At 55.5% G+C, this 21795-nt stretch carries 20 protein-coding genes; 9 read left to right on the top strand and 11 right to left on the bottom strand.

The annotated features are described in order from the left end of the window. Window positions 1-164: 164 nt before the first annotated feature. Window positions 165-1043: a LysR family transcriptional regulator gene (locus P3T42_RS32465; protein WP_074267537.1), complete on the top strand. Its 879-nt coding sequence runs from the start codon at window positions 165-167 to the stop codon at window positions 1041-1043. A 64-nt stretch (window positions 1044-1107) separates the two neighbouring features. Here P3T42_RS32465 and P3T42_RS32460 read toward each other — a convergent pair whose 3' ends face one another. Next, window positions 1108-2025 (bottom strand): DMT family transporter, encoded by a 918-nt coding sequence (locus P3T42_RS32460; RefSeq protein ID WP_074267536.1) that lies wholly within the window; start codon window positions 2023-2025, stop codon window positions 1108-1110. 134 nt (window positions 2026-2159) lie between these two features. Further along, the gene (locus tag P3T42_RS32455) at window positions 2160-2828 is read right to left on the bottom strand and encodes a glutathione S-transferase family protein (RefSeq protein ID WP_074267535.1); all 669 of its coding nucleotides are present in this window, start codon (window positions 2826-2828) and stop codon (window positions 2160-2162) included. A gap of 147 nt (window positions 2829-2975) precedes the next feature. Here P3T42_RS32455 and P3T42_RS32450 point away from each other — a divergent pair, with 147 nt between their 5' ends. Further along, complete coding sequence (locus tag P3T42_RS32450) at window positions 2976-3881, top strand: amidohydrolase family protein (protein ID WP_074267534.1); 906 nt, start codon at window positions 2976-2978, stop codon at window positions 3879-3881. A 36-nt stretch (window positions 3882-3917) separates the two neighbouring features. Next, window positions 3918-4841, top strand: coding sequence for a LysR substrate-binding domain-containing protein (locus P3T42_RS32445; RefSeq protein WP_074267533.1), 924 nt, complete (start codon window positions 3918-3920; stop codon window positions 4839-4841). Window positions 4842-4987: 146 nt separating this feature from the next. On the opposite strand, the gene P3T42_RS32440 is transcribed toward P3T42_RS32445, so the two are convergent. Both P3T42_RS32440 and P3T42_RS32435 read right to left on the bottom strand, forming a co-directional pair. Further along, the gene (locus P3T42_RS32440) at window positions 4988-5956 is read right to left on the bottom strand and encodes a PDR/VanB family oxidoreductase (protein WP_074267532.1); all 969 of its coding nucleotides are present in this window, start codon (window positions 5954-5956) and stop codon (window positions 4988-4990) included. Continuing rightward, on the bottom strand, window positions 5953-7086 hold the full coding sequence (locus tag P3T42_RS32435; protein WP_429308358.1) for a Rieske 2Fe-2S domain-containing protein: 1134 nt from the start codon (window positions 7084-7086) through the stop codon (window positions 5953-5955). Before P3T42_RS32435 ends, P3T42_RS32440 begins: the two co-directional genes overlap by 4 nt. A 329-nt stretch (window positions 7087-7415) precedes the next feature. On the opposite strand from P3T42_RS32435, the gene frmR reads away from it, so the two are divergent. The 5 genes from frmR to P3T42_RS32410 all read left to right on the top strand — a co-directional run bounded on the left by frmR (window position 7416) and on the right by P3T42_RS32410 (window position 11689). Next, entirely contained in the window at window positions 7416-7691 is a 276-nt protein-coding gene (frmR, locus tag P3T42_RS32430; RefSeq protein ID WP_074267531.1) for a formaldehyde-responsive transcriptional repressor FrmR, read from the top strand. 68 nt (window positions 7692-7759) lie between these two features. Next, window positions 7760-8869, top strand: a complete 1110-nt coding sequence (locus P3T42_RS32425) for an S-(hydroxymethyl)glutathione dehydrogenase/class III alcohol dehydrogenase (protein WP_074267530.1) — start codon at window positions 7760-7762, stop codon at window positions 8867-8869. A gap of 74 nt (window positions 8870-8943) precedes the next feature. After that, complete coding sequence (gene gfa, locus P3T42_RS32420; protein ID WP_074267529.1) at window positions 8944-9519, top strand: S-(hydroxymethyl)glutathione synthase; 576 nt, start codon at window positions 8944-8946, stop codon at window positions 9517-9519. A gap of 57 nt (window positions 9520-9576) precedes the next feature. Next, window positions 9577-10407 carry an S-formylglutathione hydrolase gene (gene fghA, locus P3T42_RS32415; protein WP_074267528.1) on the top strand — a complete coding sequence of 277 codons (831 nt, stop codon included), beginning with the start codon at window positions 9577-9579 and terminating at the stop codon, window positions 10405-10407. Window positions 10408-10774: 367 nt separating this feature from the next. Continuing rightward, window positions 10775-11689: a LysR family transcriptional regulator gene (locus tag P3T42_RS32410; protein ID WP_074267527.1), complete on the top strand. Its 915-nt coding sequence runs from the start codon at window positions 10775-10777 to the stop codon at window positions 11687-11689. 121 nt (window positions 11690-11810) lie between these two features. On the opposite strand, the gene P3T42_RS32405 is transcribed toward P3T42_RS32410, so the two are convergent. The 7 genes from P3T42_RS32405 to P3T42_RS32375 all read right to left on the bottom strand — a co-directional run bounded on the left by P3T42_RS32405 (window position 11811) and on the right by P3T42_RS32375 (window position 19780). Beyond that, the gene (locus P3T42_RS32405) at window positions 11811-13010 is read right to left on the bottom strand and encodes a PLP-dependent aminotransferase family protein (RefSeq protein ID WP_074267526.1); all 1200 of its coding nucleotides are present in this window, start codon (window positions 13008-13010) and stop codon (window positions 11811-11813) included. Window positions 13011-13345: 335 nt separating this feature from the next. Beyond that, complete coding sequence (locus tag P3T42_RS32400; RefSeq protein WP_074267525.1) at window positions 13346-14515, bottom strand: branched-chain amino acid ABC transporter substrate-binding protein; 1170 nt, start codon at window positions 14513-14515, stop codon at window positions 13346-13348. A 462-nt stretch (window positions 14516-14977) separates the two neighbouring features. Further along, a complete protein-coding gene (locus P3T42_RS32395) occupies window positions 14978-15109 on the bottom strand; it encodes a hypothetical protein (protein WP_253190147.1) in 132 nt (43 codons plus the stop codon). Window positions 15110-15359: 250 nt separating this feature from the next. Continuing rightward, complete coding sequence (locus tag P3T42_RS32390; RefSeq protein WP_074267524.1) at window positions 15360-15716, bottom strand: AraC family ligand binding domain-containing protein; 357 nt, start codon at window positions 15714-15716, stop codon at window positions 15360-15362. A 206-nt stretch (window positions 15717-15922) separates the two neighbouring features. Then, window positions 15923-17611 (bottom strand): thiamine pyrophosphate-binding protein, encoded by a 1689-nt coding sequence (locus P3T42_RS32385; RefSeq protein WP_074296372.1) that lies wholly within the window; start codon window positions 17609-17611, stop codon window positions 15923-15925. Window positions 17612-17693: 82 nt separating this feature from the next. Beyond that, on the bottom strand, window positions 17694-18464 hold the full coding sequence (locus P3T42_RS32380; protein WP_074267523.1) for an SDR family NAD(P)-dependent oxidoreductase: 771 nt from the start codon (window positions 18462-18464) through the stop codon (window positions 17694-17696). A 449-nt stretch (window positions 18465-18913) separates the two neighbouring features. Next, window positions 18914-19780 carry an NmrA family NAD(P)-binding protein gene (locus P3T42_RS32375; RefSeq protein ID WP_074296373.1) on the bottom strand — a complete coding sequence of 289 codons (867 nt, stop codon included), beginning with the start codon at window positions 19778-19780 and terminating at the stop codon, window positions 18914-18916. Window positions 19781-20226: 446 nt separating this feature from the next. On the opposite strand from P3T42_RS32375, the gene P3T42_RS32370 reads away from it, so the two are divergent. Continuing rightward, the gene (locus tag P3T42_RS32370; RefSeq protein ID WP_167379437.1) at window positions 20227-21066 is read left to right on the top strand and encodes an IclR family transcriptional regulator; all 840 of its coding nucleotides are present in this window, start codon (window positions 20227-20229) and stop codon (window positions 21064-21066) included. The last annotated feature ends 729 nt before the right edge of the window (window positions 21067-21795 follow it).

The following is a 21795-nucleotide window of genomic DNA, read 5'->3' as shown; positions in this document are numbered from 1 at the left end:
AGGGAGGTGCATAGCCCAATCGACGCGCGGGTTCGACGTCGACGATGGTAGATTTCTGTGGAAAATTTCTGATCTGCACTAGGGTAACCGGATGACAAAAGCAACAAAAATACTATTTAAAAATTGATGCTATGCTTTTGAGGTATAGGGGAACGAGGTCCCTCATGGAATTTCGCCATTTACGATATTTTCTCGCCGTCGCCGAGCATCGCAGCGTTGCCGAGGCCGCGAGACACTTGCACGTCGTTCAGCCAGCCTTGAGCCGCCAAATCAGGGATCTGGAAGAAGAATTAGGAGCCTTTCTCTTTGTCCGCAGCATTCGAGGTGTTGAACTCACTGCGGCGGGACGACAGCTTGTCGTAGACGCAACACGCCTGCTTGATGACCTACAGATGGCGACTGAGCGGGTCTCGCGAATAGCAAGCGGTCAACTTGGCGCTCTCCGAATCGGGGTATCTGCCAGCTACAGTTGGCACCCTTCAATCTTGCGACTACTACGCGAGTTCAGAACGACTCATCCCAATATAGCCGTTACGCTTGAGCCGGTACTCGCTATGAAACAGATCGAGGAAATTGCTGATGGCAGTCTCGACGGCGGATTTCTCGCGCTTAGGGATCGAAGCGATAAAGCATTTTTTGGGCACACCATATTTGGCGGCAGGCTGATGCTCGCGGTGCCGCGCCAAAGCAATCTTGCCCGTAAGCCGCCAGCTACACTTGCCGAACTCAAAGATGAACCCTGTATCTGGTTCGCTCGCGAAAACGCACCGTCGCACTACGATTTTTGGATTGATCAGTGCCAGCGAGCGGGGTTCGTGCCGCGCCTGGTAGAAGTGGCGGTCGATACTTCCACCATCTTGGGGTTCGTCGCTGCGGGCATGGGATATTCGATTGTGCCGGATGTATCAGAGTACAGCTGCCCGCCTGATGCTCAACTGATCAGTCATCCAGACCTGTCCAGCACCTATGAAGTTGAATTCGTATGGAGCGCGGACGCTAAAAACCCCGCACTCGATCAGTTCATCCAACATTTTAGGCCTTGATATCGCGTCCGGCGATTGCGTGTCCAGCATGCATTCGCGCCAGGTCTACGGATTCCCACTTACCTCATTTCGCTGGCCTGTGAGTCGCGCGGCAGCCGATCAGCAACGGTCGGCGAATCATCTGTGCCAGCAATACGCCCAAAAGAGTGACTCCGCCGCCGAGGAGGTGATATGCATGCAAATGCTCTCTGAACCAGCCAACCGCGATGACGGCTGTCGCGACAGGTAGCAGGTTAATAAACATACTGCAGCGGTTAGCGCCTAGATGTTTGACTCCCTGCATCCACAAATACGGCAGTACGACGGAAGCAGACATGCCTGCATATACGATCAACGGTACGCTCGCCCGATTCGGGAGCGCCGCGTGCAGCGGTAGCCGAAATTCGAAAACCAGCATGAAGCCCAGCGCGGCGATTGCCTGCAAATAGGTCGACTGCCATGACGGTAGGCCGACGTTCCAGCGTCGGAGCAACACGCCGTACAGTGCGTAAGCAAGAGCCGCAATCAGCATCAGCAGATCACCCACGTGGCCGCCGCCTGAGAGAAGAGCCGCCGGGTTTCCTGAACTGACCAGGTAGACAAGACCAACCAAGGATAGAAGGCCGCCGCATAGCATGCCCACCGTCGGGGCTTCGCGCAAAAACAGCACAGAGAGAAGCATAGTCAGAAGTGGCACAAGCGAGGTGATGACCGCCATGCTGGTCGCGGTGGTGGTTTTCGCTGCCTGATATGCCAGGCATTGAAACAGCGCCATGCCGAGAAAACCTAGAATCGCAAGTCTTGGCAATTGCGGCACGATCACGGCGCGGCTGCGCCACACCGGCTTCTGAACAAACGTGCTCATCAATGCAACAGCAAAAGCAAGTCGCCAGAACGTGATAGCCGTCGGATCGATGGCGTTGACCGCCAGCTTCGTAACCATCACGTTACCAGCCCATAGCAGTATCGCGACGAAAGGAAACAGGAAATACGGGGCAGACATGGCGGAACGTCTCCTGAAATAAGGAAATTGGAAAATGGTGTCCGCGGCGAACGAGAGCTCGCGAGGCATCGTGACTGTTTAGAATTTCCTGATGTAGAACCTTGCTGCCATTTTTTATCGGAGACTCGGGAGGGCTATTGCGGGGTCTCCGCGGGTCTTGTCAGCACCATGGAAGAACGCTGTGAGAAGTTTTCATACCAGTACGCAAGGTGGGGAGATGTCGCGCGCCATTGATCGCCTTGATAGCGGAAATCGGAAAACCCGCAAGCAGCGGCAATGGTTATCTGGGCAAGATCCGGTTCTGGCGCGAAATCCACCGCGTCTTCATTCAGCGCCACGAAGCAGCGCTGTGCCCGGACCTTCATCTTTTCGAGGAAAGCGGCGGATCGTCCCGCCGGATCGCGGAGCAGTTCCGCGCGCCGGCTGATGTGCGCTTCGAGTATGCCGTTCGCGATGGCGACTTGGGACAGGATGCGCCACCGGCGTTCGCCTGCCTGAGGAAGCAGCCGGTATTGACCATACTCAGCGTTCAGGTAATCGCAGATCACCATCGAATCCGCGAGGCTCAGCCCTTGATCCGTCACCAGCGCGGGGATGCGGCCAACCGGTGTAGCCTGGCCGAATTCGGGCGTGAATGGCACGGTGTGCGTTCCCCACGAGTGCGGCCATCGGGTTTGGATCGTGGTGACTTTGTCCTGGATGCCCAGTTCGATGATGCAAATCATGACCCGGCGGACCCAGGGCGATGCGGGGGTTGCGAATAGCTGCATGATGCCTTGGCGCGAACGAAATCGAACACGCATGATGTAGCTCCAGAGGAAAAGTGACTATCAGTATTTTTAAAAGCCCCCGTCAACGCATCCCTAACACGGTGTTAATGCAATCCTGATTGCCAGCCGCAGCGACCTGTCCGCACAATGTTCGGGTGTTCAACATACGAGCTGGCTCGAATGAAAATCATCGATGCACATTTCCATTTGTGGGATTTGAAGGAAAACTATTACCCGTGGCTAAACGACGGCAATCGATCTTCGGTCGTGCCGGACTACTGCTCGTTACGGCGTAACTATCTGGTGACGGATTTTCTTTTGGACTCAGAGGATTTCGAATTGCTTGCTGCGGTGCATATCCAGGCAGAGCACGATCCTTCTGACCATGTCCGCGAAACCCGCTGGCTGCAAGGTGTAGCCGACGATGTCGTTCGTTCCGGAGGGGTCCCTCAGGTCATCGTGGGCAATGTCGATCTGGCGGCGCCTGATGTGCGTGCAGTCCTCGAAGGCCATCGTGCATTCAGGAATACCAGGGGCGTCCGCCAGGCCTTGCATCGGCGGCTCGACGCGTCGCCCGCCTACGACCCACTGCACGACCCGGTATGGCAACGCAATTTTCGGTTGATCAAGGAATTCGATCTGACCTTCGATCTGCAATTCTTCCCCGAACAGGGAGCAGACGTGGTCCGGCTGGTGCGCGCGCACCCAGACACGCAATTTATTCTTACGCACGTCGGCATGCCCTATGCAAACCAAGCCGAACGCCATGCGCTCTGGCGCAAGAACATGCGGAAGCTGTCCCAGCTACCTAATGTCGCGGTGAAAATATCCGGGTTCGGCATGTTCGACACCGCATGGACGCTGGATTCGATACGTCCCATTTTGGACTATACCGTTGATCTTTTTGGCTCTGGCCGGTGTGCGCTTGCCAGCAACTACCCCGTGGAGAGTATCGTCACGCCCTATCGGGAAGTCTGGCAAGACTATGTCCGATATTTCGAAGATTACAGCGCCGACGAGGTGGAAGGCCTCTTCCGTGGAAACGCGCGACGCCTTTATCGGTTGGAACTGAATGGCGACATGTAGGCGAATGATTCATTCACCGCGGTATCATGATGCGCCATGAACCTACGTCTGGATCTGTTCGATCTACAACTCTTCATCCATATCGCCGATGCTAGCAGCCTGACTCAAGGTGCCAGCCGCAGCGCCATTTCCACCGCCGCCGCGTCCACGCGGATCAGGAACATGGAGGCCACGGTTGGTGCGCGGCTGCTCAATCGCACGCCTCAGGGGGCCACGCTGACTGCGGCTGGCCGGGCACTGCTTGCGCATGCGCAGCAGATCATACAGCAGATGGAGCACCTAAGCTTCGACATGCGCGATTTCAGCCGTGGCTTGCGGGGTCAGGTGAAAGTCTACGCGCACACGACTTCGATGACCGAATTCATGCCCCAGGCGCTCAGCGGATTCCTAGCGCAGCACCAGGACGTGGAGATCGAGCTCAGAGAGGCACTCAGCGACGATATCGTACGGGCGGTCGCTGCCGGCGAGGCGGATATCGGCGTCGTGTCCAGTCCGGTCGGAACGGGCGAATTGTGGGCCCGCCCTTTCGGCAGTAACAGGCTGGTCGTCATCTTGCCGCCTTCTTCCGAACTGGCGCGCGTCTCTTCGATCTCTTTCACCGAGACGCTCAGGCTTTCCTGCATCGCTTTGCCGGGCGACACAGCCCTACACCGGTTCATGGCGCGCGTGGCAACGCAATCCGGCGGGAATTTCCGGCCTCGAGTGCAGGTCAGCAACTTCGAGGCCATGTGCCGCATGGTCGAGGCGGGCGTCGGAATCGGCATCGCGCCGATTTCCTCAGTGGAGCGCTACGTGAAGAGCATGAACATACGTTATATCGCGCTCGAAGATCCCTGGGCCATACGCGAGGTAAGCCTGGTGACGCAACCGCCCGACACGCTGCCGACGCTTGTGAAAAACTTGTCGGAGCACCTGGTCGAATATGCAAAGGCCAATAGTCGAATGCGAGTGGACAGATGACAATCGGACACGGCTAGCGTCGGCGACGAGGGTCGTGTGGCTCCCATTCCAGTGTGGATTCATGAGACCCGCGCCGCGTTCATAGCGACGCTGGTTGACGCGTCTGACCATCAATCAATACACCCGATGACGTGCCGGTCCGGTGCCTACAAGTCGAGAACGAGTCTCGCGCTTTTCGAGCGGGAGCAACAGACTGTCATACAGTCGTTGCGAAGATGTTCCGCATCCGTCAAATACACATCCCGATGATCGGGTTCGCCCTGCAACACCCGCGTCAGACACGTTCCGCAGACCCCCTGCTCGCAGCTGACTTCCAGAGCGACACCGGCTTCGCCCAGAACCTCCACGATACTTCGATCCGCAGGAACCGTGAGGATCTGCCCCGTGCTGCTTAGTTGTACCTCGAAGGATTCCTCTGCAGACGCGGCGGTTGATGTCGATGCAGCGAAGAACTCTCGATGCAGCCGCGCTTCTGGCCAACCCCGTTCGCGCGCATTCTCCAGAACATATCCAATGAACGGCGCAGGTCCGCAAACATACACGTGCGCGTCGTCGTCCGAACTCCCCAATGCCTGCCGGATCTCAAGCCGTTGTTCTGGAAGCCCGTCATCAAAATGAAGATGCACATGAGCCGAAAATGACGATTTCGTCATGCGCCGGACAAAGGCGGCACGAGCTGCCGTGCGCACGCAATAGTGCAACTCAAAGGGCTTTCCCGAATCACTGAGATGTTCGGCCATGGCCAGTATCGGCGTCACGCCGATTCCGCCTGCAAACAGGATGTAGCGGCTTGCAGTGGGATCAAGCGCGAAGTGGTTACGCGGCGCTCTGATCCGGATTGTGTGACCGGCCTGAATGCTGTCGTGCACAGCTTGTGAGCCGCCACGCGATGACGGCTCCCGCAGCACACCGATCACGTAGCGATGGCGCTCGCGCGGACTGTTGCAAAGCGAATATTGTCTTATCAGGTCAGGTGCGACTTCGACATCGATGTGTGCGCCAGCCGTGAACCCGGGGAGCTCCCCGCCCTCCCTGTCCACCAGCTCAAGACGGACAACGCCATCCGCCTCGAGTTCCTTGGCCGAAACTTCTACTTCAATCCACGACTCATTCATTTACGACGCTCCACCATCCCATCACTATCACTCTTCGCCTCAAGGTCCAGAAGCCGCTCGCGCGCCCTGCGGACCCGCATTGCAGCTGCGTCACATGTCAGCAGCACCGGCTTCATTTCTTCTAGCGTGCGACCGTCCATATTCCTCTGGACGCTCGCGATCATTGGCTCATCCTCCGTGGCGAACGCCTGACGGATAAACTCCGCCAGTTCGTGCGTCATGGCATCATCGTCGCGACGATAGTTACGCAGATGTATAAAGAAGTAGTAACACCGGTTAGCGCTCGACGGCGTCACTACCTGCAAGGAATCAATCTGAGCTCCGTGATAACGTCCCTGTCCGGCCGGTGCGTGCCCAGATGTGAGATAGAAGTTCGCTGGCGCATCCCAACGGATGTCCAGCCAGTAATCTACGACGTCGTCCTTCGAGCACCCACCTGACATCGAAAAGGATGGCGCGGGCTTTGTGTTTGGCGCCATCCGCATGCTCCATATCGAGTTGCCATCCTCACGTACTTCCGTCTGACCAGGGACGAGCCCATCAGAACCCAAGGTATTCTTGTGCGTAAAGGCAACGTGACTCAAATCCATCAGGTTGTCTGTCATCAACTCATAATTCAAGGACATCTCCATCGTTTGCCCACGGGTGTACGTAAACTTTTCGGGTTGATTCAACTCCGGATAACGAACAATGGTGGACTCATCGGCGAGTTCGGCTGCGCCCATCCAGATCCACACGATCCCGTCGCGCTCCGCCACCGGGTAGCGCCTGACACAAGCCGCTTTGGGAATGGTCGCACTGTGGGGATTGTGAACACATTGCCCCGAAGGTGCGAATCGCAGACCGTGATAGAGGCATTCGATGGTGTCGCCAACCACTGTGCCCATGCTAAGCGGAGTAAAGCGGTGCGGGCACACGTTTCGCAGAGCCGCCACCTCACCCTCGGAGGTACGAAACAAAACGACGGGTTGGTCGATGATGAGCCGTTCGAGAGGCTCTTGCAAGACATCCGCAGACCACGCGGCAAAGTACCAGACGTTCTGCAAAAACCGCGTATTCGGCTGCCCGTTCTCCTTCGAATCAGAACCGACAACTTCGAGTTGGACAGGGTTCTTTTGTACGGTCGACATCACGCTATCTCCTGTATTTGATCTATTCGTGCGAGGAAGCGCCCCTCGCGTTTCAAGCATTGTCCGGACAAATTTCGCCGGTTAATCCTATGTATCAATACTAGACCTGCGTCCGGCCGAACGCTTATCGGATCGTCTAACGCGTTGCCCAGGTCTTTCCCGAAGTCCGTTATGTTTTACACCGTGCTCTCCGCATAGGTCTCAGCAACAAACCTGTTAGTCGTCACGAGCCTGGAGTTTTCACTTACGTCCTTAGAAAGCTGGACGTTGAGATAAAGAAAGACGGTGGCAATACCACATACTCACGCCCAGTATCTAACGGAGGTCATGTGCCGCATTCACCCCAGGAAAAAAATTTTCTGCTTACCCGCGTCAGACGCTTGCGTGGGCAGGTCGAAGCGCTTGAGCGGGCGTTGGAGGCGAGTGCTGAGTGCGCGGCGATTCTGCAGCAGATCGCCGCAGCGCGCGGCGCGATCAATGGCCTGATGGCCTGCGTGCTTGAAAGCCATTTGCGCGAGGAGTTTTCTAACGCGACCAACCGCCAGGACGGCGCCAATGCATCGATCAACGGCGTTATCAATCTCGTTCGCACCTACCTGCGGTGATGATGTGCAGCCCAGTCCGTCCAGATACTCATATCGCCTGTCTTCGTCGTCCAATTGAGAGAGCTGTCATGAAATCACGTGCTGCAGTTGCATTCGCGCCAGGAAAACCCCTTGAGATCGTCGAGATCGATGTTGCACCGCCAAAGAAACGCGAAGTATTAGTAAAGATCACTCACACGGGTGTATGCCATACAGACTCCTTCACCTTGTCGGGCGACGACCCAGAAGGCCTGTTCCCCTGCGTGCTCGGGCATGAAGGTGCAGGCGTCGTCGTGGAAATCGGCGAAGGCGTCACATCTGTCAAACCTGGCGATCACGTGATTCCGCTGTACACGGCCGAATGCGGCGAATGCCTGTTCTGTAAATCCGGAAAGACGAACCTGTGTGTCGCCGTGCGTGCGACCCAAGGCAAAGGTGTGATGCCCGACGGTACAACCCGCTTCTCCTATAACGGCCAGCCGATCTACCACTACATGGGCTGCTCAACCTTCAGCGAATACACCGTAGTCGCCGAGGTCTCGCTGGCGAAGGTTAACCCCGCTGCCAACCATGAACAGGTTTGTCTGCTGGGGTGCGGTGTAACGACGGGTATCGGCGCGGTGCACAACACCGCGAAGGTTCAACCGGGTGACAGTGTCGCCGTGTTCGGACTTGGTGGAATCGGCCTTGCAGTAATTCAGGGAGCGCGTCAGGCCAAGGCCGGGCGCATCTTTGCGATCGACACCAACCCCTCGAAGTTCGATCTCGCGAAAGCCTTCGGCGCTACCGATTGTGTCAACCCGAAAGACCATGAAAGGCCGATTCAGCAGGTGATCGTCGAAATGACCGGCTGGGGCGTCGATCATTCGTTCGAATGCATCGGCAACGTCAAGGTCATGCGTGCCGCGCTGGAGTGCGCGCACCGTGGCTGGGGACAGTCCATAGTCATCGGCGTCGCGGGGGCCGGTCAGGAAATCTCGACGCGTCCGTTTCAACTGGTGACAGGCCGTACATGGAAAGGCACAGCATTTGGTGGCGTAAAGGGGCGCTCACAACTACCAGGCATGGTGGAAGACGCCATGCGAGGTGACATCCAGCTCGCCCCATTTGTCACGCACAGATTGCCGCTTGATCAGATAAACGAAGCATTCAACCTGATGCACGACGGCATGTCGATTCGCACCGTGATCAACTATTAGGACACGACCGTGCGCAGTCATTGGCGTAGCGTTGTTGCGCCGATTCCTATTCTGAAAACATTGGAGAATTCAAAATGAGCACTGTGGCAATCCACCCATCAGTCGATACCGGTATCAAGAAGGGTACACCCGGCTTCGCCGGCGGTACCCTCCATTGCAATTGTCAGAAGGACAAAGTCGAAGTCCGGATAACCAGTAACGTGGCACACAACCATGCTTGTGGTTGCACCAAGTGCTGGAAACCCGCTGGCGCCGCTTTTTCGGTAGTGGGAGTCGTCCCGAGAGACAAGGTCGAAGTCACGGCTCACCCGGAAAAGCTGCAGGTAGTCGACGAGAACGCCGCTATCCAGCGCCATGCCTGCAAGGCGTGCGGAACTCACATGTATGGTCGGATCGAGAACCGCGACCATCCTTTCTACGGTCTCGACTTCGTGCACACCGAACTGTCCAACGACAAAGGTTGGGAGGAGCCACGTTTTGCGGCATTCGTCTCGTCGGTGATCGAAGGTGGCGGCGCAAAGCCGGAACAAATGGATGACGTTCGAGCCAGACTTACCGAGCTTGGGCTCGCACCGCACGACGCACTCAATCCTCCGCTAATGGACGCGATAGCCGCGCACATCGCAAAGCGCAGTGGTGTGCTGAAGTAGCAAAAAAGCCAGGGCGGATCGTTCATACCGATCCGTCCGCTATTTATAGGAGTCGCAATGGAACGGATAGAACACCGTGCCTGTTTTGACGGATGGCAGGACGTATACCGGCATGAGTCGGCCTCGCTCAACTGTTCAATGAACTTCTCGGTGTTTCTCCCGGCGCTGGCATCCAGGAAAAAACTACCCGTACTGTACTGGCTCTCCGGTTTGACTTGCACCGAGCAGAATTTCACCACGAAGGCCGGAGCTCAACAATACGCGAGTCGCCATGGCGTCATCATAGTCGCTCCGGACACCAGCCCTCGCGGGCAACAGGTTGCTGACGATATGGGTTATGACCTTGGAAAAGGTGCAGGCTTTTACGTCAATGCAACCCAGAAACCTTGGGCAGCCCACTACCGGATGTACGACTACGTTGTCACGGAACTTCCCGAATTGATCGAATCGGAATTCCCTGCTTCAGAAGCCCGCTCCATAAGCGGACACTCGATGGGCGGCCATGGTGCAATCGTCGTGGCGCTGCGCAATCCGGGCCGCTATCGCAGCGTTTCGGCATTCTCGCCGATCGTCGCTCCCGCCCAGGTGCCATGGGGCAAGAAAGCATTCGAGGCGTACCTGGGTCCAGACCGTACAGCATGGAGGCAATACGATGCGTGCGACCTCGTCAGGTCCGCGGCAGAGAAGCTTCCGCTACTGGTTGATCAAGGCGCTGCAGATGAATTTCTTGAGACTCAGCTCAAACCTCATCTGTTAAAGGCTTCCTGTGAAGCAGTCGGCCATCCCCTGACACTTAGGCTCTATCCTGGATTCGATCATAGCTACTACTTCATCACTACCTTCATTGGCAATCATATTGCGTTTCATGCTAAAGCTCTCCATGGATAGTCGATTTACACCCGCAGAATTGTCGGACGCTGACACATGGAGACGATGCTGGTCGTAGTACGACCCAACACATTATTGACATGTTATGGCACCGATGAGTTACCTTTTCATCGTGATCCCTCGGTCAAAGTCGCACCGGACTTTTGCGGCGGTCTCATTTCCGATACTTTGAGGCTATAGGTAGTTCAGACGGCATTAAGGCGCGTTTCACTCGCTCCCGTATCTGCATACCGGCACGTAGTGCAAGCGCGGCACGATATGGCAATGACAACACTTCCGTCTTGTCTCTTGGAATGCGTTATCAATAGGCCTTCGCTTTTCGCTACCATCGCTGTTGCGAAAAGATACCACCGACAGGAGAAGCCATATGGCTTTCGACGAGCGAACCCTCAATGGGATGAGCGTACTTGCTGCAGTGGCCAATAGCGGCAGCTTTGCTGCCGCCGCTGAGGCGCTAAATATGTCGCAGCCCGGCGTCAGCCGTGCGATCGCGCGACTCGAGGGTCGGCTTGACGCGCGTCTGTTCGACCGTCATCCTCGTTCCGTAACCCTTACGGACGAGGGACGTCGCCTTTACGAACAGGTGGTGCCGCTGCTCACCGCACTGGAGGAGGCCGCTGAGTCAGCTGCCTGCAGCAAGGAGACCGTGCGTGGACGTCTGCGAGTGAACGTTCACCCTTTCTTCTCAAACCTTATTCTTGGACCACGCCTAAGCGAGTTCCTCAAAGCCCATCCCGAACTCAAGCTTGACCTGGTCACACGCGACCAACTCGGCGACACCGTCTCTGAGGGCTTCGATCTCGCCATCCGTTTCGGCGAGCCGAAGTCCTCGTCCATGATAGCTCGCAAGTTGCTCGAAACACGAATACTCACGGTGGCGTCGCCTTCTTACCTGAAAGAGCACGGCCGCCCGCGTAGCCCCGATGAGTTGCGTGGCTCCTCACATATTTGCCTGAGATATCGGAATCCTGAGACAGGCCTGCCATTTAAATGGGAGTTCCATCGCAATGGCACGCAAATGGAGCTTTATCCCGAAGGCCAATTAATGGTTAATGATGCAGGTACGATGCATGCGGTATGTTTGGCTGGATACTGTATCGCCCAGGTCATGGAGCTGGGCATTGAAGGCTTGATTGCAAGTGGGCGACTTGTCAATCTGTTCCCCGACTGGTGCGACGAACGCTGGCCTCTCTATGTGCTGTATCCCTCTCGAAATCATATGCCCGCGAAGACGAATGCGTTCCTCGACTTTATCTCGTCGATCGTCGGTAACCCTCGTTGAACCGCCATGTCTGTACGGCGCTTTGAGCAGAGCTGCTATCCCTGCCTCACTAACGTCTGCCAGCAGGCTCATTTGTTCCTCGCACTCGGCCAGACCTACGACTACGAGGCTTGCGTGCGTGTTAAAGCGAACCTTCGAAAGCGCGCCTGAGCCGCCGCACCCCCTCCCTGATCAGTACTTCGCCCGGAGCGGCATACGACAAACGCAGTGACGAAATGTCGGGCTGGTCAGCAAAAAACACCCTTCCTGGAACGTAAACAACGTCATTTGCAATCGCCTTAGAAAGAAGCGCCGAGGTATCACTTCCGGATCGCAAGCGTGCCCACAGAAACATTCCGCCCATTGGGCGATCAAAGACGATGCCGTCACTAAATTCCTGCTTTAGTAAGTCACACAGCACATCACACTTCTTCCCGTACTCGTCAGCAATTTTTTTCAGATGAGGTCTGAGGGCCCCACTTTTTAGATACTCGGCTGCAACGGCCTGCATCCAGGTGGAGCTGCATAGATCGGCGGTCTGCTTCGCAATGACACATCTGCGCACGATATCAGCCGGTCCGATTGTCCATCCCACCCGCAAGCCTGGCGCCGATATCTTAGACAGACTCCCCAGATGGACCACCCAGTCTCGAGCACCTTCGACGCGACCTGAGAGACTGAGCAAGGAAGGGATAGGCTCACCATCAAAACGCAACCCGTGATACGGATCATCTTCCACGATTACGAACTGATGCTTAACAGCCAGTTCAAGCAGTTCGATCCTTCTCTCCAGGCTCAGCGTAAGTCCGCTTGGATTCGAAAACGAAGGCACGACGTAGAGCAATTTCGGCTTTGCCTTTAGAGTATCCGATTCGAGGAGTAGTTTTAGCGCAACCGTATCCAGTCCGTCGCTGTCCACAGCGACTCCGGTGACCGAGGCCTGTTGCAGCCTTAGTGCTTGCAACGTGGCGGGATAGGTACGCTCTTCGACAAAAACCACATCACCAGACGACACAAATGCTCGCAACAGGAGATCGAACCCTTGTTGAGACCCCGTGGTGACTATAACCTCCGAATCGTCGCGTCTAATATCATCTTCTTCCACAAACCGGAGAATTTGTTCCTTTAACGCGGGCATTCCTTCGGTCGCACCATACTGCAGGCACGCCACTGGATTTTCGAACGCTATTTCACTCGCGCGTTTAAATCCGTGGACGTCGAACAGATCACTCGCTGGAACTCCGCCTGCAAACGAAATCATTCCCGGTTGGTTCAGATATCTTGAAAGCTCGCGGATGGGGGAACCCGTTGGTTGTTTAAAAACTGGCGCAAAATCGTACATTTTTTTCCTCGAAGCCATGCATCGCGATCACTGAAGAATGAGATCAAGTTCTTCTCAACGGTTGGCTTGTTGTTCAACACACGTGGCTATCCAGGCGAAGTCAGGTCCAGTGTTTCAAAACGCCCATTCAAAACCAACTTCGCTTATGGCGCGGCCAGGTCTGCAATCTGAGACCACAGCAATACGCGTAACGAGACCTACACAAGCAATGGCCGCTGCCCTATCTCAATCACGCGTCCACTACTTGATAGACCGACAGGTTTTCACTGACCTGCTACAGCTCATAAGAAACTGTCCCTTCCAGCCGCCGGATCATGGCCCCATACTGTTAAATTTCATACACCTTTGTTGGTTGATGTCACAACGACCCATTGACCTTGCTTCACTTGGTAAAGTGTTGAAATTGCTGTTTTGATATCGCCATTGGCAAGGAAGGCAATAGGACCGGTGATCCCAGTGAACTGGATTTTCTTGATTGCTGCGTTGATATCGGCCGGCTCCGTCGAATTGGCTGCTTCTATGGCGTGAATCAGCACGCTGGCTGCGTCATAGCTAAACGGGCCATAGGGGAGCAGGTCAATATCATAGGTTTTTCGGTATTTCGCAACAAACTCTTTGCCGTTCGGCAGCGATTGCAGCGGTAAACCGTAGTCCCAAACAAATGCGCCTTCCGCAGCATCGCCAGCGATCTTGATAAAGTTTGCATCTGCGACGCCGCCGCCCGCAACGAACGTCGCCTTCATTCCAAGCTGACGCATGCGCTTTACGACCATGGCAGAAGGCGTGTCACCACTTCCTGCGAAAAATAGCAGATCTGCACCTGTACTCTTGATTCTCGTCAACTGGGCGCTGAAATCCACTGCCTTATCGTTTGTGTATTCGCGGCTGACAATCGTTGCGCCGCTAGCCCGCGCCGCCTTTTCAAACTCGTCAGCTTCCCCAGCCCCGAAGGCAGTGCGGTCGTCCAAGATTGCAATCCGCTTCGCGTTGCCCGCTGTCGCGGCCCATCTACCAGCCGTGCCGGCATTTTGTGCATCGGTCGGCATAACCCGATACACCGTCGACAACCCCCCTTGGGTAATGCTCGGGTTAGTCGCAGCTGGCGAGATCATTGGAATACCAGCCTTTGAGTAGATTCGTGAAGCGGGAAGTGTAGTGTCAGAGGTGAAGTGCCCGATCACAGCAACAACTTTCTCGTCGACCAATTGTTGAGCGACCTGAACAGCAATACGAGGATCGCCCTGATCATCAGCGGAGACCAGTTGCAGCTTGATGGGCTTCCCGTTGATCGACAGCTTCTTCGCGTTGGCTTCGTCGATAGCGAGCCGCGCGGAGTTTTCACAGTCTTTGCCGTAGCCAGCATAGGGGCCTGTCATAGGCGCCACTAACCCGATCTGAACAACCGTCTCTTGCGCGTTCGCGTAGGCGGACAAAAAGAGAGAATGAGCAAGAAGTGCGGAGCTGGCTGCAAGACACCGCATACGAAATTTTAGCGACTTGAACATTTTTGCGAGTCCTCGGTGATCCTGAATATGGGAAGTCCGTTTGAGTCTCAGATTGAGCAAACGGGGCTACGGACCCGCTCAAGGTCCCATATGCGACCTTAGGTTTCATATCGGACGCACAGCCTAATTATAGACCCCGATCTTTTTTAGAAAGAACAAAAATCTGCGTACTTAGCGCAAACCCTAGTGCTGCACCTCGCACTGGCCCGGACGTCTCTGCCGTCGACTTAGCATCACGCGTGGCGTTCTCTACGAACCATGGGGCGCACCGAAAGCTTCGACGCAGCGTTTCGGGAGGTATTCCATACGGAATCCTGATTGCGTCCTCTTCCGCAATTCCGTCACGGCTCAGCCGTTCCCGTGGAACTCCACCGTCGCGGCAGAACCATGATCGTACTGTCAGACCTTTCGATCATCGTAGCTGCATACATATTCGACAGTCTCAAACAGCGTCCCATCTATCTAGCTCTCGCGTTGAACACTAAATGAACCCCCGGCGCGATACTCGCTCCAATCATTTCTACCGACCGCCCTAACCATGCAATGACCAGCCAATACCTCAATTACATCGTCAACAGTCGCCGGAAGCGTCATTAATCCGGGCAAAAGAACGCCGAGTGTTTTCCTCATTCCATCCGCAAAAAGATAGTGTGAGACATACATTTTTCACCATATTTATTTGCCATTTTTTGATGATTAATACTCCTACGTACTGCATATCATTTTATATTTTCCCCACCTCTCCAGAGCCTCGCCTCACGCCAAAAAATAAGCGACTGCAATCTCACTCGCGACATCACCAGCGACGATGATATTTTGAAATCTGAAAGCGGTGGACAGATGCTTAGGTCAGGTTGCTCCGCTCGCGCCAGTCCACCGGCGCAAGCGCGTAGAAAATGGTCGCGCCGCGGCCTTCGTAACGAACTGACGTACCTGCGGGAATCCAAAGCACATCGCCCGGTCTTGTCTCATAGGCATGCTCACCGACGCGCAGCGTAAAAGCCCCGTCAAGCGTAAAAATCAATTCGTCGTAGTGGACCGTCCATTCGACAGAGACATTGTCGAAACGCGCGAGACCCGCACCCATGGTTTTGCTTAGTTCAGGACCGACCAGGCGTGCGATCGACGCGGATCCGCTACCTTGTTCGCCGAACGGTTCGAAGGACACAGTGTCACGTTGAAAATGAATGACTTCGGACATGGACATCTCCATCGTTGAGCGGCTGTACACAGTCGCCGAGGGTTTGCAAAAGGACGATTTTTCATCTTCCAGTGGAAGCAAAACAGCCGTGCCGTAATTGCGAAACGCGAACGGCCTTCATACCTGGGGCTGTTGACGGATAGTGCTCCTGTCATTTCATCCCCTTTGTTGTCGATTCGATGTCTTCTCGCTCTGCGACCTTGCTTTTATTTTGAAGCACCAAGTGCAGCTTCGCGAAATGAGCTAAGAGTTGCGAAAGGAGTAATTGCTTCGGGATCAATCAGACAGTGCAGGATCGCGGGCTTTCCGGAGGCGTATGCCCGATCCCACGCGCCTTCAAATTCTTCGGTGGTTTCGATGCGTTCGCCATAACCTCCGAAAGCCTGCGCGTATGCGGCGAAGTCCGGGTTACGTAATGTGGTGGCGACAACCCGGCCAGGATAGTTTTTCTCCTGATGCATCCGAATCGTGCCGTACATGCTGTTATCCACCACGATAAAAATGATGGGAAGTTCATATTGCACCGCGGTCGCAAATTCTTGCCCGTGCATCAGAAAGCAACCGTCGCCAGCGAATGAAACGACGGTTCTGTTACTGTGAACACGTTTCGCAGCGACCGCTGCGGGTACGCCATAGCCCATGGAGCCGCATGTAGGAGCGAGCTGCGTTCCGAACTCGCTGAACCGGTAAAAGCGATGCACCCAGATCGAGTAGTTTCCCGCGCCGTTGCAAATAACCGCATCAGCGGGAAGTCTTTTTTGGAGAAACTCGATGATCCGCGCCATTTGGAGTTCACCCGGAGACTGGATCCTGCTGAGGTCACTCCATCCTTCGTAATTCGTACGCGCAAGCTGCGTGGAAGACGCCCATAACGGCTGCTCAGGGGTGGCCAGCCTTGCAACCGCGGCGGCGAAGGACCTCGGCGATGCGTTGATGGAGAGTGTCGGCTGATAAACGCGCCCCAGTTCGTTAGTGTCCGGATGCACGTGAATGACATTTTGCGCAGGGGTCGGAATTCGTAAAAGCGTATAACCCTGACTCGCTGCTTCGGACAGTCGGGTGCCGATCAGCAATACGAGATCTGCCTCTTCTATCCGGGCCACCAGCTTTGGATTCGCTCCGAAGCTAAGATCGCCGATGAAATTGGGATGTGTTGCTGGAAAGAGCATCTGCCGACGATACGAAACCGCTACAGGGAGGCCATATCGTTCGCTAAATCGGACAAAGTTGGACACAGCCTCGGCGTCCCAACCGCTGCCTCCGAGAATCGCGACGGGACGCTCGGCCGCCCGCAAATGTGCATCGAGCGTGGCAACGTTCGCTTCGCCGATCAACGTCTCGACCGGCGTGAACGGTTGAGGATCTAATGCGATGGCTGTCTCTGCAAGCATATCTTCGGGCAGCGCGATCACTACAGGTCCGGGCCGACCAGAAGTCGCTACATGGAATGCACGAAGCACAATCTCGGGGATCCGGGAAGGATCGTCGATTTCTGTAGCCCATTTCGCAAGGTGTCCAAACGTCGCCCGATAATCAACCTCCTGAAAAGCGTCGCGGCCGCGGGTTTTGCGTTCGACCTGGCCGACGAAAAGGATCATCGGGGTGGAGTCCTGCTGCGCGATATGAACGCCGGCCGCGGCGTTAGTGGCTCCTGGCCCACGTGTAACGAAACAGATTCCGGGTCGTCCCGAAAGTTTTCCATGTGCCTCCGCCATCATGGCGGCACCTCCCTCCTGCCGACAAACCGTAACCTCTATGGGCGCGTCATGCAGTGCATCAAGCGCGGCAAGATAGCTTTCGCCGGGAACGCAAAAAAGGTGTTTGACACCGTGAAGTACCAGCTGATCAATGAGGATTTGCCCGCCAGTTCGCGGCGTTGAAAGAGAACATTGCATGAAATGCCGTCCGATACAGTTTGTGTGAGACGCTAGGGATCGTGTTCTGCTTCAGGGTGTTTGAGATCGGGAGTGCGCTGCTTCAGCAGGTATAGTTGAGGCCCATTCGGCCACCGTCTGCAAAGATGACTTGCCCTGTAATGTACGAAGACTCATTGCTCGCAAGAAATAGAGCAATAGATGCAATTTCCTCTGGCTTGCCAAGGCGGCCCATCGGTGTGCGAGACATGATTTTTGCCGCGGCGTCCGGGGACGACAGCACCGTGTTTCGCACCAGCTCAGTTTCAATCGTGCCAGGGCCAATCGCATTCACGCGGATGCCGTGAGACGCGAGCGTAACCGCCATATTTCTGGTCAACTGGTTAATTCCGCCCTTCGAAACGTTATAAGCAAGTAACGAAGGAATCGTCATCACGGAATTGACTGATGACATATTGATGATGACACCAGGGCTTTCTCTTGAAAGCAGGTGGCGCGCCACTTCCTGACTCGCGATGAACGCCGATTTGAGATTGATGTTCAGGGTGCGGTCGAATACCTCTTCGGTGATTTCGAGCAGATCCTGCGGTGTTGCTACCCCTGCGCTGTTGAGCAAGATGTCAACTACGCCCATGGTATCTATCGACGACTGCACCAAGGCCCGCACCTGCTTCGCATCACCCGCATCGGAGGGGAAAAACGTCGCCTTGAAACCTTGTCGCTGCAATTCGTTTGCGAGAGCCTCACCAGAATTCTCGTTGATATCTGAAAAGCAGACTTCAGCGCCTGCCAAAGCAAATCGCTCTACGCACGCTCGCGCGATGCCATTCGCACCTGCAACTACGAGTGCCTTCTTGCCTTCGAGCTGTTTCATTTGCGTACTCCCCGATTCGTGAGAAGTGCTGGCACCCTACGCGCGGACGCTACTTAAGATGCAAGCCCACCAATACTAAAGTGACCGCAGCCTACGTTCCGCTACGCCGCCCTGCATTGGTCCGATATGGGACATTACGTCCGTATGAAGACCATTCTATTGTTCCAACTCTTTGATGTCAACGAAACCTGGCTGTGGGGATTGGCCAGCCCACGGTAGTCGTGCGAGGTGGGCGTCCAGGTTTCGTTGGGTTATTCAAGTCACCTAATACCGTGAGATGAACGGCAGGTATTTCAGGAGGTGTTAATGAGGGAAGCAGACCCAAGGCGGAACTCGTGTTGAGCGGGTTGGAGTGCAGTGCCACCTCGTTCACGTTCGTTTGCAACACTTATCGAGAAGTGGCTTTGACGGGGAATGTGTCGCGACCCTTGCCGCTCAGCTGGTTTCAGTCACGCCGGACGTGGCACAAGCGCGCCGAGAACCGCATCCAGTTCAATCTGACCGCGGATGATTTCATCGGGGTGATTTTCGAAATCAATCCAGTCTTCGTTGAGTCCATCGAACATGCGTATCCGTGACAGCGGATGCTTCATGCCTTGCGAGCGGAACAGCGCGTCCCAGGTGTCCCGGCCGATGGCTTCGGCGCGTACCGGGCGGTGAAGCACGCGGGCAAAGGCCAAGGCGAGGTCGTTAGGGCTCACTCGGCGTGGACCTTCGAGTTCGACGATACGCACGCCGCTCCATGTTTGCTGGAGCAGTTCAGCCGCAACGCGGCCTACATCTCTGATGGAGACCATCGGCAAGGGCTTGTCCAGCGGCTGCAGGTAACTGGCGATGACGCCATCGTCACGAGCAGACGCGACATCCCGCGCGGCGTTTTCCATGAACCAGCACGGTCGCAGGAATGCTACCGGCACAGGCATGGTGCGCAACGCCTGCTCCATCATCGTGTGTTGTGTGAGCAGATTGCTCTCACTAGCTTGCGCACCGATCGTTGACAGACAAACCACTTTTTCGGGCCGCGCCTTCAGAATCGAGGCGGATACGGCGTCGCTAACTGCGCGCGCCTCGGGGAACCCCGGTGTGGGGTCGAATTCCGAAGGGGGCAGGATGAAAACGCCAACCGCGCCATCGAACGCGGCGGCGAGCGCGGTAGCGTCGTCCATGCGGGCAGTGGCAAGCTCGCAACCGCGCTCCGTCCACGAAGCGGCTCGTGCGATGTCACGCACGATCCCTCGCACGGGGAGACCTGCCGCTATAAGTTCGAGGGCCAGCGCGCTACCGACCTTACCGGTGATTCCCGTGATTGCATACACTGCTCATCCTCCTCGCGTGGATAATCATGATGGAGCCGCACTGAAGTACAAGCCGTCCGGTGTTCCTTCGCGCCGACGTGGCTCCCCGAAGTGAACCGTGCAAAGATCTGGAGGGCTGGAAGCGTAGTGTCCGAGGTGAAATACCTGGTTCGTTTTTGTTGACAAGGTCCGATATGTGACCTATAGTCTGAATTGGGACAATTCTATTGCCGCATTCTTTTGATGTCAACGCGAGGAAGGATTGCATTGGTCATTTAGCGGATAGAGATGTGCTATATGGAAACCGAAACATTCGGATCTCGTCATAAGACTCAACCAGTCTTGAGGCATCCAGAAGCTTTAGAGGGGCACGGGAAGCGGCGCGGGGCGTTGAACGACAAGACGTCTTCGCTTCCTTGAGGAAACGCGACTTTAGCGGTATGCCTCCCGATCGGTTTCAGAGTGCAATGCCAGTATCCACACCAAGTCAAAATTCATTTATCAGCATGAGTAAAGCAACTGGAAGTACCTCGGTGAAGGAGCGTCGCCCGTCACCGCGAGCTGCCGCGCGGATAGTCCACGTCCTGCGACTCTTGGCCGATTTGCGCGAAGGTGCAAATTTAAGTAAGTTATGCGAACTTACTTCCACCCCCAAGACAAGCCTTCTGACGCTGTTGCGGGCTCTTACCGAAAGCGGCTACGTAAAAAACGTCCAGGGAACGTACACTTTAGGTTTGGAAGCGTTCAAGCTTGCATCAGCGGTTGTCGCTCACCGCCGCTTTCCCGAGGTTGCTCAATCGACAATTGAAGCGCTCGCCGCTGCTTCAGGTGAGACTGTGCTGATCGCTCATTTCACGCAAGACCGGCAACACATTGTTTATATCGCCAAGGCCGATAGCCCTAAGGAAGTGCGATTTATGGTGTCGGTTGGGGATAGAAGACCACTTTATTCGTCCTCTGCGGGGCGATTGCTCCTGGCAAATATGGCTCGGGTTGAGCAGGACGCTTACGTAAAGACTGTCCGGATCGACCCCGCCTCGAAATTGGTTACAAGCAAGTCCATGCTAAAGGACTTACTCGCTAAGGTTATTGAGTCCGGACTCGATACAGCAGACCTCGGCTCCGCCAACGATGTATATGGGATCGCTGCGCCGATCCTTGAGTCAAGTGGTGAGGTTTTGGCGGCGCTGGTCGTCGGTGGTCCAAACGCTCGAATGCTTGCCGACATACAGAACATCACCAATCTGTTAGTCCAGTCCGCGAACGAAATTTCCGAGCTTCTTGGCCGTCGCGGCCTTGACGCTTAAGTCGCCCCTTGCGCCGGAAAGCTTCGAGGCATTTAAGTAAACCTGCAATCCAGATTGAGTCAGATGGGTCCAGTGTCCCTTTAGAGTCGACTTTTTAAGAAATTCGAGCCACGTCGCCCGCGGGCGAATTTTGCTTGGATGCGAGACCTCTCGGCCCGACCAAGGGCACCCGACTCCGTTTTAGCGCATTGGTGACCATCTGCCTCCTTTACGCCCCCGCCAGAAAGCCGATCAATCTCCAGGCGTGATAGCACATTAGTCAGCGACAACATCACGTCGGGCCGATCACTTACTAAGTAGTCCGCTATATCAGCGTCAACAATGTCCCGTTTTCCCTCCGTACAGCCGTTCCTCCACCTTGATTGACGCCCGCTGAGCAGTCCGGTCCAAATTTAAAGCGCACTGCGCAGGTAGAAGATGCTCTTCGAAGATCGGTTCGAGCACTGCCATCTCTACCTTCACGCTCATACCAATCGCCCTAACCCCGGTCGACCCGGCAATCCAGTCAGTGCGCTTTGCGCGCGAGATGGGTGCCGAGATTGTGCTCATCACCACATATGGCCCCACGCGAAGCTGCATATAAGAGACACCGGCATCAGGGTTTGCGATCAGTTCGACGAAATTATTTGTTTTCACAAAAAACCGATGGCTATAATCAAGTCAAGGTCTCCTATGGAACGCGTGTTCTGATATCGGACCATGAAATCGAGGCTCCAGGAACAGGCCACC

Origin of the sequence: Paraburkholderia sp. GAS38 (assembly GCF_050434965.1) — a bacterium.
GTDB classification, from domain to species: domain Bacteria; phylum Pseudomonadota; class Gammaproteobacteria; order Burkholderiales; family Burkholderiaceae; genus Paraburkholderia; species Paraburkholderia phenazinium_A.
Note: the sequence above shows the minus strand (reverse complement) of the source record. Positions and strands in the feature narration are given on the sequence as shown.

What these genes read in the sequence shown, in the direction of transcription:
- P3T42_RS32435 (WP_429308358.1), bottom strand. Translation starts at nt 7,086, where the DNA reads ATGTCGACCGTACAAAAGAACCCTGTCCAACTCGAAGTTGTCGGTTCT.
- P3T42_RS32385 (WP_074296372.1), bottom strand. Translation starts at nt 17,611, where the DNA reads ATGCAATGTTCTCTTTCAACGCCGCGAACTGGCGGGCAAATCCTCATT.
- P3T42_RS32460 (WP_074267536.1), bottom strand. Translation starts at nt 2,025, where the DNA reads ATGTCTGCCCCGTATTTCCTGTTTCCTTTCGTCGCGATACTGCTATGG.
- P3T42_RS32465 (WP_074267537.1), top strand. Translation starts at nt 165, where the DNA reads ATGGAATTTCGCCATTTACGATATTTTCTCGCCGTCGCCGAGCATCGC.
- P3T42_RS32370 (WP_167379437.1), top strand. Translation starts at nt 20,227, where the DNA reads ATGCCAGTATCCACACCAAGTCAAAATTCATTTATCAGCATGAGTAAA.
- gfa (WP_074267529.1), top strand. Translation starts at nt 8,944, where the DNA reads ATGAGCACTGTGGCAATCCACCCATCAGTCGATACCGGTATCAAGAAG.
- P3T42_RS32455 (WP_074267535.1), bottom strand. Translation starts at nt 2,828, where the DNA reads ATGCGTGTTCGATTTCGTTCGCGCCAAGGCATCATGCAGCTATTCGCA.
- fghA (WP_074267528.1), top strand. Translation starts at nt 9,577, where the DNA reads ATGGAACGGATAGAACACCGTGCCTGTTTTGACGGATGGCAGGACGTA.
- P3T42_RS32445 (WP_074267533.1), top strand. Translation starts at nt 3,918, where the DNA reads ATGAACCTACGTCTGGATCTGTTCGATCTACAACTCTTCATCCATATC.
- P3T42_RS32425 (WP_074267530.1), top strand. Translation starts at nt 7,760, where the DNA reads ATGAAATCACGTGCTGCAGTTGCATTCGCGCCAGGAAAACCCCTTGAG.
- P3T42_RS32400 (WP_074267525.1), bottom strand. Translation starts at nt 14,515, where the DNA reads ATGTTCAAGTCGCTAAAATTTCGTATGCGGTGTCTTGCAGCCAGCTCC.
- P3T42_RS32390 (WP_074267524.1), bottom strand. Translation starts at nt 15,716, where the DNA reads ATGTCCGAAGTCATTCATTTTCAACGTGACACTGTGTCCTTCGAACCG.
- P3T42_RS32440 (WP_074267532.1), bottom strand. Translation starts at nt 5,956, where the DNA reads ATGAATGAGTCGTGGATTGAAGTAGAAGTTTCGGCCAAGGAACTCGAG.
- P3T42_RS32410 (WP_074267527.1), top strand. Translation starts at nt 10,775, where the DNA reads ATGGCTTTCGACGAGCGAACCCTCAATGGGATGAGCGTACTTGCTGCA.
- P3T42_RS32450 (WP_074267534.1), top strand. Translation starts at nt 2,976, where the DNA reads ATGAAAATCATCGATGCACATTTCCATTTGTGGGATTTGAAGGAAAAC.
- P3T42_RS32395 (WP_253190147.1), bottom strand. Translation starts at nt 15,109, where the DNA reads ATGACGCTTCCGGCGACTGTTGACGATGTAATTGAGGTATTGGCTGGT.
- P3T42_RS32405 (WP_074267526.1), bottom strand. Translation starts at nt 13,010, where the DNA reads ATGTACGATTTTGCGCCAGTTTTTAAACAACCAACGGGTTCCCCCATC.
- P3T42_RS32380 (WP_074267523.1), bottom strand. Translation starts at nt 18,464, where the DNA reads ATGAAACAGCTCGAAGGCAAGAAGGCACTCGTAGTTGCAGGTGCGAAT.